The organism is Streptomyces dryopteridis, assembly GCF_049606955.1.
Classification (GTDB): domain Bacteria; phylum Actinomycetota; class Actinomycetes; order Streptomycetales; family Streptomycetaceae; genus Streptomyces.
The window spans coordinates 1,178,126-1,190,347 of the sequence record NZ_CP187113.1; the positions used below are offsets into that span (position 1 = coordinate 1,178,126).

At 74.9% G+C, this 12,222-nt stretch carries 8 protein-coding genes; 1 reads left to right on the top strand and 7 read right to left on the bottom strand.

Annotated features, from left to right (window positions below; genetic code table 11):
* Positions 1-82: 82 nt before the first annotated feature.
* The 3 genes from ACN20G_RS04640 to ACN20G_RS04650 are packed head-to-tail and all read right to left on the bottom strand — an operon-like array spanning position 83 to position 4,183.
* Entirely contained in the window at positions 83-814 is a 732-nt protein-coding gene (locus ACN20G_RS04640; protein WP_424211441.1) for a GNAT family N-acetyltransferase, read from the bottom strand.
* 26 nt (positions 815-840) lie between these two features.
* Positions 841-2,736: an IucA/IucC family protein gene (locus ACN20G_RS04645; RefSeq protein WP_424215368.1), complete on the bottom strand. Its 1,896-nt coding sequence runs from the start codon at positions 2,734-2,736 to the stop codon at positions 841-843.
* Between the two features lie 22 nt (positions 2,737-2,758).
* A complete protein-coding gene (locus ACN20G_RS04650; protein ID WP_424215369.1) occupies positions 2,759-4,183 on the bottom strand; it encodes a diaminobutyrate--2-oxoglutarate transaminase family protein in 1,425 nt (474 codons plus the stop codon).
* Between the two features lie 365 nt (positions 4,184-4,548).
* Between ACN20G_RS04650 and ACN20G_RS04655 the strand changes: the two genes are divergently transcribed.
* Positions 4,549-5,736, top strand: coding sequence for a trypsin-like serine peptidase (locus ACN20G_RS04655; protein WP_424211442.1), 1,188 nt, complete (start codon positions 4,549-4,551; stop codon positions 5,734-5,736).
* A gap of 99 nt (positions 5,737-5,835) precedes the next feature.
* Here the strand turns inward: ACN20G_RS04655 and hflX are convergent, their stop codons facing one another.
* The 4 genes from hflX to dapF all read right to left on the bottom strand — a co-directional run bounded on the left by hflX (position 5,836) and on the right by dapF (position 12,191).
* Complete coding sequence (gene hflX / locus ACN20G_RS04660; RefSeq protein ID WP_424211443.1) at positions 5,836-7,341, bottom strand: GTPase HflX; 1,506 nt, start codon at positions 7,339-7,341, stop codon at positions 5,836-5,838.
* 130 nt (positions 7,342-7,471) lie between these two features.
* Entirely contained in the window at positions 7,472-8,956 is a 1,485-nt protein-coding gene (locus ACN20G_RS04665; protein WP_424211444.1) for a M1 family metallopeptidase, read from the bottom strand.
* A gap of 124 nt (positions 8,957-9,080) precedes the next feature.
* Positions 9,081-11,177, bottom strand: a complete 2,097-nt coding sequence (locus ACN20G_RS04670; protein ID WP_424211445.1) for a RelA/SpoT family protein — start codon at positions 11,175-11,177, stop codon at positions 9,081-9,083.
* 138 nt (positions 11,178-11,315) lie between these two features.
* Positions 11,316-12,191 carry a diaminopimelate epimerase gene (gene dapF / locus ACN20G_RS04675; protein ID WP_424211446.1) on the bottom strand — a complete coding sequence of 292 codons (876 nt, stop codon included), beginning with the start codon at positions 12,189-12,191 and terminating at the stop codon, positions 11,316-11,318.
* Positions 12,192-12,222 lie beyond the last annotated feature (31 nt).

Here is a 12,222-nt window from a genome sequence, read left to right on the forward strand (position 1 = left end):
TCCCCTCGCTTCACCCCCCCGCCGACCCGGCGCCGACCCGTCGTCGGACCCCGCGCCGCCGCCCGTACGGGGGACCCCGGCGTCAGAGCAGGCCGCGCAGCGACCGGTCCCTGATCATCAGCGCCGCCCGCTTCTCCGGCAGCTCCAGCTCGCCCGCACGCCGGAAACCGGCCCCGAGGAACGCGCCCACCGAGGCCCCGTTGCGCACGTCGGGCTCGGCGATCACCCGCTCGCAGCGCGGCCGGTGGTCCAGGACGAGATCGGCCACGGCCCGGATCAGCGCCGTGCCCAGCCCGCGCCCCCGGTCGGCCCCGTCGCCGATCAGCACGTGGATACCGCAGTCGTGCGGCCGGGCCGGGTAGTGCGCGGCCAGCGGTTCCAGATCGGCCCGGTACACCTCCCAGTAGCTCATCGGCACTCCGTCGAGCAGCCCCAGGCAGGGCACGCTGTGCCCGTCCCCCGTGACCTGCCCCCGCACGTGCGCCGCCGTCACCTCCTCGGGTCCGGCCAGCTCCCAGAACGCGTCGACCGCCGGATCGTTCATCCACCGCCCCAGCAGGCCCAGGTCCCGCGCGAGGCGGACCGGCACGAGCCGGAACACCCCGACCGGGGTGTCGACCGCGCCCCATTCGACCGGCGAGTCCAGCAGCTCGGCCTCCGCCAGCAGCGGCAGCGCCTCCCGCGACGGGGCGGGGATGGGGGCGGACAGGAGGGTGACGGGGCCGCCCGTCGCCGCGTAGGGCACCCGGACCTGACCGGTCGGGGGCGGGGGGACGGCGGGGGCGGGCAGGGGACCGGGGGTGACGGCAGGCATGAGGGGTCTCTCGGGGGGAGGGGCGGTCAGTGGTGCAGCGGGTTGGCGAGGGTGACGTACACGGACTGGGTGTCGACGGGCCCGACGAGTTCGTCCAGGCCGCCGAGCCGGGTGAGGAGGTTGGCCTTGCAGCGCAGGGTGGGGGCGGCCAGGAGCTGCTCGGGCAGCCGGCCGTGCGCGCCGCCGGCGGCCCGCTCGGTCAGGAAGCCCCGGAAGGCCGCGAGGAGGACCCGTTCGTCGGCCAGGCCCTGGGAGCCGAGGGCGCCGATCAGGCCGAGCACGTTGTTGATGCCCAGGTAGTAGGCGAAGCGCTCGTCGGCGACCGCGTCGGCCACGAAGGTGTCGCTGGATTTTCCGATGCCGGGCAGCCGCCCGTCGAGCTCGGCGCGCCGGGACTCGCGGAAGTAGTAGCCCTGGTTGTCGCGGAAGCGCCCGCCGACCGGCCAGCCCGCCGGGTCCAGCACCACCAGGGTGTTCTGCTGGTGGGCCTCCAGCGCGATGCCGGCCAGGGCGTCGAAGGCGAGGATCGGGGCCACGACCGCGTCGAGATAGCGCAGGAACCACTCGGCGGCCACCGCGGCCGGCGGCCGCCCCGTGCCCTCGGCCAGCGCCGTGACCAGCTCCCCGAGCCGCGAGCCCAGCGCGGCCCGGCCCGGTCGGGGACGCGGCGAGACCAGCGCGGCCAGGCACCACACGTCCTGCCCGGGGCCGAAGGGGTTGTGGCGCAGCAGGACGTCGAGTCCGGGCACCGGCAGCCCGTCCGGCCCGTCGACGGCGATCCAGGCCGGGTCGCGCACGATGTCGAAGCCCGGGTGCCGGGCCTGCCAGGCGTCGGCGAGACCGGAACGCAGCAGCCGGTGCACCTCCACCCCCCGGTGCAGCTCCTTGCGCAGGTGCTCGCGGCGGGAGTTGGTGATCGGCAGGCCCAGGGAGAGCTTCAGCATGACCGGGGCGCCGGGGCGGTGCACGGTGCGGACCGAGGAGGTCGGGTGCCAGGGGCCGCCGTGCGGTCCGAGGTCGTGCAGCAGTCCGGTGTCGAGGAGGTGGCGGACGGCGGGACGGGTGAGGACCTCGCGGGCCTGCCAGGGGTGCAGGGGCAGCGGGGCCGTGCCGTCGGGCAGCGGCAGGCCGGGGGCCAGGCGCGACAGCAGCTCCTCGGCCCGGACCGGCCGGCCGCGTTCGGTCCAGGCCGAGTCGGTGGCGAGGACCGACCGGTCGACGGCGAACCAGTGCAGCGGGAAGGCCCCGTGCAGTTCCGGGGAGTACAGCCGACCCTCGGCCTCGCCGAGCCCCTCCCGGCTCTTGGGCGTGGGGTGCAGGCCGTGGCCGAGGACGAGGGACTGCTCGCCGTGCAGGAAGGGGTCGGCGGCCACCTGCGGGGGCGGCACGGGCCGGGCCCGGCGGGCGGCGAGGAACCCGGCGACGCGGCGGGTGGAGTCGGCGACCCGGCTCACGAGGTCCCCGGCCGCCGGGCCGTACGCCCCGCCCTCGCGGGCGAGGAGGGCGGCGAGGGTGACGGCGTCCACGCTCGGGGCCTCGGCCGGCGCGCCTTCGACGCGGGCCGGTCCGAAGCGGTGCCAGCCGGTGGGCGACCAGTGCCGGACGGGCACGAGGAGGGCGGTGCCGGTGGCGGGCAGCGGGATCCGCAGCGGGTCCCCGGCCGCGCCGGGCGGGCGGGTGGGGCCGGTCTCGCGGACCCAGCAGCGCAGCAGGTTCTCGGTGGCCGCGGCCTCGGCGGCCCGCTGCGGGTCGGGATCGTCGAGGGGGTCCGGGGTGGGGACGGCGACTCCCGTCTCGGCCCGACGGGGCCCGTTGTCCTTCTGCCGGGGCACGAGGCCCGGGGCGTCCGGCGGGGATCCCGCCGCCGTCGTCTCGGTGTCGTCGGCGGAGAAGGGTTCGGGACTGGGGTGGGCACTCACGATGACCTGGTTCCTTGTGGAGTTGTCAGGGCCGGGGGGCGGTGGGCGGGGCGGGGGCGGCCGGGCCGGGCACCCGCAGCAGGGTGCGGGAGGGGGCGACGCGGGTGCGGTCGCGGTCCACGGCGGCCACGGCGTCGGCGAGCCGGTCCAGGACGGCGCCGGCCTGTTCGTCGGTGAGGGTGAGCGGGGGCAGCAGGCGCACCACGGCGGAGTGTCGGCCGCCGAGTTCGACGATCAGGCCCCGGTCCAGACAGGCCCGGCGGACGGCGGCGGCGAGGTGGGGCGCGGCGGGGGCCGGGCCGTGGGCGGCGTCGGGGTGGTCGGGGTCGACCATCTCCAGGCCGATCATGAGCCCGCGGCCGCGCACCTCGCCCACGCAGGGGTGCCGGTCGGCGAGCGGGCCGAGGACGCCGAGCATGCGGGCGCCGAGGTCGGCGGCGCGGGCGGCGAGGCCCTCACGGCGGACGAAGGCGAGGGTGGCGGCGCCGGCGGCCATCGCGAGCTGGTTGCCGCGGAAGGTGCCGGCGTGCGCCCCGGGACCCCACACGTCGAGTCCGGAGCGGTAGACGATCACGGCCAGCGGGAGGCTGCCGCCGATGGCCTTGGACAGGACCATCACGTCGGGCACGACCCCGGCGTGGTCCACGCCCCAGAACGCGCCGGTGCGGCCCACCCCGGTCTGGACCTCGTCGGCGATCAGGGGGATGTCGTGGGCGTGGGTCAGCTCGCGGATCCGGCGCAGCCAGGCGTCGGGGGCGGGCAGCACCCCGCCTTCGCCCTGGACGGGTTCGACGAGGAGGGCCGCGGGTTCCGCGATGCCGCTCTTGGGGTCGGTGAGCAGGGTCTCGGTCCACCGGGCGGCGAGCCGGGCGCCTTCGGGGCCGCCGACGCCGAAGGGGCAGCGCAGGTCCTGGGGGAAGGGCAGGCGGGTGACGCGGTTGTCGCGGCCGCCGCCGGAGGCGGCCAGGGCCCCGGCGGTCATGCCGTGGTAGGCGCCGGTGAAGGCGAGCAGTCCGGTGCGGCCGGTGGCGGCGCGGACCAGGGTGAGGGCGGCCTCGACGGCGTCGGTGCCGGCCGGTCCGCAGAACTGGATCCGGGCGTCGGCGGCGAGGGCCGGCGGCAGGGTGGCGAAGAGTTCGCTGGTGAAGGCGTCCTTGACGGGGGTGGCCAGGTCCAGCACGTGCAACGGGGCGCCGGAGTCGAGGACGGCGCGGATGGCCTCCAGCACCACGGGGTGGTTGTGGCCCAGGGCCAGGGTGCCGGCGCCGGAGAGGCAGTCGAGGTAGCGGCGTCCGTCGGCGCCCTCGATGGTCAGGCCCCGGGCGCGGACGGGCACGACGGGCAGGTGGCGCGCGTAGGTGCGGGCGGCGGATTCGCGGGCGCGTTGTCGGCGGAGGATGGCGGCGGGGCCGGTGTCCCCGGTGGCGCCGTCGCGGCCGGCGGTGGCCAGGCCCCGGCTGGTGGGTCCGGTGACGGGGCGGCGGGCCGGGGGGAGGTCGGGGGCGGGGGCGGTGCCCGTCGCCGCGCCGGCTGCCTGGTCGAACACGGCCACGAGTCTCGATCCTCCTGAATGCGCGTCCGCGGGCGGACTGCGGGCGTGCTTCGCCCGTACGTACCAACGACGGGGCGGACGGGGGATCACGGGTCGGGCCAAGATCCTTGGCCCGAAAGGGGTTTGAAGAGGGCCAAGGGGGCGCACGCGAGCGGGCTCGGCGGGGGAACCGCGGACCCGGCGCACGCCGTCCCCGTCTCCGGCGGCATAGTGGGGTACCGCATTTGCACACCTCGCCTCGAATCACCAGGGGGATTCACGACATGCGACCGAGACGACCGGTCATCGCCGTGCTGTGCGCGGCGGCCCTCGCCTTCACGGCGGCGGCCTGCGGCCCGGGCAACGACGAGGCCGGCGGGGACGCCAAGCCGACCGTGGCGGCGAGCGACCCGTCCGGCGTGGGCGGCATCACCATTCCGGACGAGTTGAAGAACAAGCTCAAGGAGCACGGCTTCGACCTGGACAAGTGGAAGGGGGGTGCGTGGAAGAACTGGAACAAGGACGACTGGCTGCGCGAGGCCAACGAGTTCGTCAACCCGATCATCGAGGACCTGTGGGACTCGAACCGGATGCGGGAGGCGGAGCAGCCCAAGGAGCGGCCGGTGGCGGCGCCCGACCTCGGCGCGGACAAGGGCAAGACCGACCCGACGCCGGTCCCGGTGCGGGCCTCGGCGGTGAAGGCCCCGTACCACGGCAGCGCGCCGGCCTCGGGGAAGGTGTTCTTCGACGGGCCCGAGGGTTCGATGGTCTGCTCGGCGACGGTGGTGAAGGACCCGGCGAACCCGGGGAAGTCGAACCTCGTGTGGACGGCGGGGCACTGCGTGCACGCGGGCGCGAAGGGCGGCTGGTACCGCAACATCGCGTTCGTGCCCTCGTACAACGACGCGGGTCGGCCGGCCTCGGCGCTGGAGGGCGCCTCCCGTGAGCAGATCGCCCCGTACGGGGTGTGGTGGGGCGACTGGGCGCAGACCTCGGACCAGTGGATCTCCACGGGTGGTCCGACGGGCGGCGCGGGCGCTCCGTACGACTTCGCGGTGCTGCACGTGACCCCGGAGAAGGGGGCGACGAAGTCGTTGGAGGAGACGGTGGGCACGGCGCTGCCGGTGTCCTTCGAGGCTCCGGCGGTGGCGCAGATCGCGAAGATCACGGCGACCGGGTACCCGGCGGCGAAGCCCTACGACGGTCAGTTGGCGTACTCCTGCGCCGACAAGCCGGGTCGGCTGTCGCTGAACGCGACGGACCCGGTGATGTACCGGATCGGGTGCTCGATGACGGGCGGTTCCTCGGGCGGCGGTTGGGTCGCGGCGGGGCCGGACGGCAAGCCGGCGCTGGTGTCGAACACCTCGATCGGTCCGGCGACGGCCGGGTGGCTGGCGGGTCCGCGGTTGGGTCCGGAGGCCAAGGGCGTGTTCCGGGCGGTCTCGGACAAGTTCGCCAAGCAGAAGCAGTAGCGGTGGTGGTGGCGGGTTCGGCGCTCGCGCCGGGCACGCGAACGGGCCGGTCACCCCGCGAGGGGTGACCGGCCCGTTCTGCGTCCGCGTGCGGTCGCCTCAGTGGGCGGCCGGCACGTACGGCGCGAGGTCCGCGGCGAGTTCGGCGTGGACCCGTGCCTTGAGCAGGGTGCCTTCGGCGGTGTGCTCCTCGGAGAGCACCTCGCCCTCGGCGTGGGCCCGGGCGACGAGGCCGCCGTGGGTGTAGGGCACCAGCACCTCCACCGTGACGGCGGGGCGCGGGAGTTCGGCGTCGATGAGCGCGAGGAGTTCCTCGATGCCGGCGCCGGTGCGGGCGGATACGGCGATCGAGTGCTTCTCGACGCGCATCAGCCGCTGGAGGGTGAGCGGGTCGGCGGCGTCCGCCTTGTTGATCACCACGATCTCGGGCACGTCGACCGCGCCGACCTCGCGGATGACCTCGCGGACGGCCGCGAGCTGCTCCTCGGGGGCCGGGTGCGAACCGTCCACGATGTGCAGGATGAGGTCGGAGTCGCCGACCTCCTCCATGGTGGAGCGGAACGCCTCGACCAGGTGGTGGGGCAGGTGTCGGACGAATCCGACGGTGTCGGCCAGGGTGTAGACGCGGCCGGTGGGGGTCTCGGCGCGGCGGACGGTGGGGTCCAGGGTGGCGAACAGGGCGTTCTCCACCAGGACGCCGGCGCCGGTGAGCCGGTTGAGGAGGGAGGACTTGCCGGCGTTGGTGTAGCCGGCGATGGCGACCGAGGGCACCTTGTTGCGGCGGCGTTCCTGCCGCTTGAGGTCGCGGCCGGTCTTCATCTCCGCGATCTCCCGGCGCATCTTCGCCATCTTCTCGCGGATCCGACGCCGGTCGGTCTCGATCTTGGTCTCACCGGGGCCGCGGGTGGCCATGCCACCGCCACCGCCACCGCCCATCTGGCGGGAGAGCGACTGACCCCAGCCGCGCAGTCGCGGCAGCATGTACTGCATCTGCGCGAGCGCGACCTGGGCCTTGCCCTCGCGGGACTTGGCGTGCTGGGCGAAGATGTCGAGGATCAGGGCGGTCCGGTCGACCACCTTGACCTTGACGACGTCCTCCAGCGCGATGAGCTGGCCGGGGCTGAGCTCGCCGTCGCAGACGACGGTGTCTGCGCCGGACTCGACGACGATGTCGCGCAGCTCGCGGGCCTTGCCGGAACCGATGAAGGTGGCCGGGTCGGGCTTGTCGCGGCGCTGCACGACCCCGTCGAGGACGAGGGCGCCGGCGGTCTCGGCGAGGGCGGCGAGCTCCGCGAGGGAGTTGTCGGCGTCCCGCGCCGTGCCCGAGGTCCACACGCCGACGAGCACGACCCGCTCCAGGCGGAGCTGGCGGTACTCGACCTCGGTGACGTCCTCGAGTTCGGTGGAGAGGCCGACGACGCGGCGAAGGGCGGCGCGCTCGGAGCGGTCGAACTGGTCGCCGTCCCGTTCGCCGTCCACGGAGTGGCTCCAGGCGACGTCCTCTTCCATCAGGGCATCGGCACGAAGGCTCTCGGTGCGGCTCTGCGCGTCCGGCGCGTCCTCGGTGTGCGCGTCACGGGAAGCGGAGGAAGAGGAGGAGGTCATTGGATCCTTACGTCGTGGGAGTGTTCCGCGTCGGTACAACGCCGTCCGCCGTCCGAAGATTCCCGGGCGGCCGGCCGCGTCGCCGACCTCACGATGGTGACATGCCCGCCGGGGGCGGGTCACACCCTTTTCACGGTCGGGGACGGGCGGGGTCGGAGCTCCACTGGGGACGGCCGGGCATGGGCGGGGTCTTCTCCCCGTACAGCCAGGGCCGCAGGAAGGGGCCGAGGTCGCGGCCGGCCTCGGCGGAGGCCAGGCGCACGAAGTCGGCGGTGTCGGCGACCCCGTCGGCGTGCTCGGCGACCCAGCGGCGTTCGATCCGGTCGAAGGCGGCGGCGCCGACCTCGGCGCGCAGGGCGTAGAGGATCAGGGCGGCGCCGTCGTAGACCACGGGCCGGAACAGGCCGATCTTCTGGCCGGGGGCGGCGGGGCGGGGGGCGGCGGGCGGGCCGCCCTCGGCGCGCCAGCGGTCGGAGCGGGTGTAGGCCACGCGCATCCGCTCCTCCAGGGTGGTGCCGCCGTGCTCCTCGGCCCACGTGGCCTCGTACCAGGTGGCGTGGCCCTCGTTGAGCCAGAGGTCGGACCAGTCCCGGGGGGAGACGCTGTCGCCGAACCACTGGTGGGCCAGTTCGTGGACCATCACGGATTCGACGTACCAGGCGGGGCGGCCGGTGCCGGTGAACAGGCCGCGTTCGAAGAGGGAGAGGGTCTGGGTCTCCAGCTCGAAGCCGGTGTCGGCGGTCGCCACCAGGACCCCGTAGTTCTCGAAGGGGTAGCGGCCCAGGCGCTCCTCCAGCCAGGCGACGTGGCCGGGGGTGCGGCGCAGCCAGGGTTCGAGGCGGTCCCGGTCGGCGGCGGGGACCACGTCGCGCAGCGGCAGTCCGTGCGGTCCCTCGCGGCGCACGACGGCGGAGCGGCCGATGGAGACCTGGAGGAGTTCGGTGGCCATCGGGTGCAGGGAGCGGTGGTTCCAGGTGCGGGTGCCGGGGGCCGCGCGGCGGACGCGGGTGGGGGCGAGGGCCTCGACCCCGCTCGCGACCACCGTGTACTCCTCGGGGGCGGTGACGTGGACGGTGAAGAACGCCTTGTCGGAGGGGTGGTCGTTGCCGGGGAACACGCGGTGGGCGGCGTCGGCCTGGTTGGCCATGGCGAGGCCGTCGGCGGTGACCACCCAGCCGCCGTCGCTCGCCCGGCCGCGCGGGTCGCTGGTGTGGTGGACGGTGATCCGCAGCGTGGCTCCGGCGGGCACGGGGGCGGCCGGGGTGAGGACGAGGTCCTCGCCGGCGCTCTCGAAGCGGGCCGGTCGGCCGCCGACCTCGACGGCGGAGACGGTGCCGTGGGTGAAGTCGAGGTTGATCGTGTCCAGGGCGGTCGTGGCCCGGGCGTCGATGACGGTGACCGCGTCGAGCGGGGTGCGGTTGTCGTGGAAGGTGAGGTCGAGGTCGTAGGCGAGGACGTCGTACCCGGGGTTGCCGAGCGTCGGGAACAGGGGGTCGCCGATGCCGAGGGGGGCGGGGGCGGGCAGGGCCGCCGCGACCAGGGCGAGGGAGGTCGCGGCCAGCACGGCGAGCCGGCCGCCGACCCGGCGCGCGCGGCGGGTGGGGGTCTGGTGCATCCCCCACGCATACCGGCGGACCGCTCCGGGGCCGGTCCGACGCGCACCGCTTCCACCCGAACGGTGCCCCGGGCCGGAGCCGTGCTGACCCGGCCGTCCCCCACACCGGGTCGGGGGCGGCGGGTCAGACGGGGCCGGCGGCCCGGTCCACGTCGTACACGCCGGGGACCTCGCGCATCGCGCGCATCAGGGCGACGAGTCCGCCGGCGTCCCGCAGGTGGAGGGTGTAGGTGTGCTTGACCCGGCCGGCGACCGGGGGTTCCACGGTGGCGGAGATGACCTCGACCCCTTCGCGGGCGATGGCCTCGGTGAGGTCGGCCAGCAGGTGCGGGCGGCCGAAGGACTCGGCCACGAGGGTGACCCGGCAGTCCCCGCCGGCCTCCCAGCTGACGGGTTCCTCGGTCCGGCCGAGGTCCCGCATCCGGGCCACCGCCGGGCAGACCTCGCGGTGCACGGTGACGGCCCCGCCGCGGACCCGGAACCCGGCGATCTCGTCCAGGGGCACGGGGGTGCAGCAGCCGGCCAGCCGGACCGGGGCGCCGGGGCGGCCGGTGACGGCGGTGGCGCCGCCGGGGCGCAGGTTGACCAGGGAGAGCGGGGCCCGGGGCACGCCGGCCTCGGCGGCGGGGCCCTCGGGGTGCCGGCGCAGCCAGTCGGCGATGGCGATCCGGGCGGCGGGGGTTCGGGCGTGGTCGAGCCAGTCGAGGGCGGGGCCGGCCTCGGGGGTGGCGGGGTCGGCGAGGAGGGCCTGGACGGTGTCGCCGTCGGCGAGTCGGCTGGTGAGGGAGGCGAGCCGGCCGTTGACGCGGGCCCCGACACAGCCGTGCGCGGCCTCGCCGTGTTGGGCGTAGGCCGCGTCGATACAGGTGGCGCCGGCGGGGAGGGAGAGGGTGCCGCCGCCGTCGGCGCGGAAGACGGTGATCTCGCGGTCCTCGGCGAGTTCGGCGCGCAGCTGGCTCCAGAAGGTGTCCGGGTCGGGCGCGGCCTGCTGCCAGTCCAGCAGGCGGGAGAGCCAGCCGGGGCGGGTGGGGTCGACGCGTTCGTCCTCCGCGCCGGCGAGGGCGGCGGCGGCGAGGGACCCGCCGGTATAGGGGTTGCCCAGGGCCACGACGCCGGCCTCGGCCACCAGGTGCATGCGGCGGGTGCGGACGATGACCTCGGCCACCTGTCCGTCGGGGATGGCGACGGCGGTGTGCAGGGATTGGTAGAGGTTGAACTTGGGGGCCGCGATGAAGTCCTTGAACTCGGAGATCACCGGGGTGAAACAGGTGTGGAGTTCGCCGAGGACGGCATAGCAGTCGGCGTTCTCGGTGACCTGGACCAGCAGCCGGCCGAAGTCGGAGCCGCGCATCTCGCCGCGTTTGCGGGCCACGCGGTGCACGGAGACGAAATGTCGGGGCCGGATGGAGACCTCGGCGCTCAGGCCGGCCTCGCGCAGGACCGTGCGGACGGCCTCGGCGATCCGGGGCAGCGGGTCCTCCTCGCCGGCGCGGCTCGCGATGAGGGCGCGGGTCCGCTCGTACTCCTCGGGGTGGAGGATGGCGAAGACCAGGTCCTCCAGCTCGGTCTTGAGGGCCTGCACGCCGAGGCGTTCGGCGAGCGGGATGAGGACGTCGCGGGTGACCTTGGCGATCCGGGCCTGTTTCTCGGGGCGCATCACGCCGAGGGTGCGCATGTTGTGCAGCCGGTCGGCGAGCTTGATGGACATGACGCGCACGTCGTTGCCGGTGGCCACGAGCATCTTGCGGAAGGTCTCGGGTTCGGCGGCGGCCCCGTAGTCGACCTTCTCCAGTTTGGTGACCCCGTCGACGATGAACGCGACCTCGGCCCCGAACTCCTCGCGGACCTGCTCCAGGGTGACCGGGGTGTCCTCGACGGTGTCGTGGAGGAGGGAGGCGGTCAGGGTGGTGGTCTCGGCGCCGAGCTCGGCCAGGATCAGGGTGACGGCGAGGGGGTGGGTGATGTACGCCTCGCCGCTCTTGCGCATCTGGCCCCGGTGCGAGTGCTCGGCGAGGACGTAGGCGCGGCGCAGCACGGTCAGGTCGGCGTCGGGGTGGTGGGCGCGGTGGGCTTCGGCGACGTGACTGATCGCGTCGGGCAGCCGGTCCCGGGGGGTCGGCCCGAGCAGGGCGGCGCGCCCGAGTCGTCGCAGGTCCAGCCTGGTGCGGCTGCGTCTGCGGAACTCGGGGCGTGCTTCGGGGTTCGTGGCCTCTGCACTCATGGGGCACCTCCGGCGACGTCGACCGGCGGTGGCGGGCGGGGGGTGAGCCCTCGGGGCCGGTGTTAGATGTTACCGACCCCACCACGTGGCGCAGTCCTGGTCTCGCTTAGCGTGAAATGGATCACCCGTTGGAGGGAATCAGCGGGCGAAAGCCGTTTCGGTCAGCCACGTCGGGTCGAATTCGCCCTCCGCGACGATGACGGCGGGTCCGGTCATCTCGATCAGGCCGTCGGGGTGTTCGGTGATCACCAGGGTGCCTCCGAGGACGTCGACGGTGTAGGTGGTCGGTTCTCCGGTCACGGCGGGGTCGAGCCCGTCGCGCCGGATCGCCGCCACGGCGACGGCGCAGGCGCCGGTGCCGCAGGAGCGGGTCTCGCCGGAGCCGCGCTCGTGGACCCGCAGGGCCACGTGCCGGGGGCCGCGGTCCACGACGAACTCGACGTTGACGCCCTCGGGGTAGACGGCGGCCGGGGTGACCAGGGGCGCGTCGAGCAGCGGGCCGGCCTGGTCGAGGGAGTCGACGAAGGCCACCGCGTGCGGGTTGCCCATGTTCACGTTCCGGCTGGGCCACGTGTGCGCGCCGACGGTGACCTCGGCGGTCTCGGCGGGCAGCGCGGCGCGGCCCATCGCGACGGTGACGTCCCCGCTCTTGTCGAGGTGGACGCGCTTGATCCCGCCGCGGGTGGCGACGGCGAAGTCCCCGGGTTCGACGTGGCCGGCGTGGGCGAGGTAGCGGGCGAAGACCCGTACGCCGTTGCCGCACATCTCGGCGATCGAGCCGTCGCTGTTGCGGTAGTCCATGAACCACTCGGCCTCGTCGGCCATGGCGCGGGCCTCCGGGTGGGCGGCCGAGCGGACCACGCGCAGCACGCCGTCCGCTCCGATCCCGGCCCGACGGTCGCACAGGCGGGCGACGGCGGCGGCGGGCAGGTCGAGGGCGTTGTCGGGGTCGGGAACGATGACGAAGTCGTTCTCGGTGCCGTGGCCCTTGAGGAAGCGGAGGTTGCTGGTCACGCGGCCATGGTAACGGGGGCGACGGGTGGGG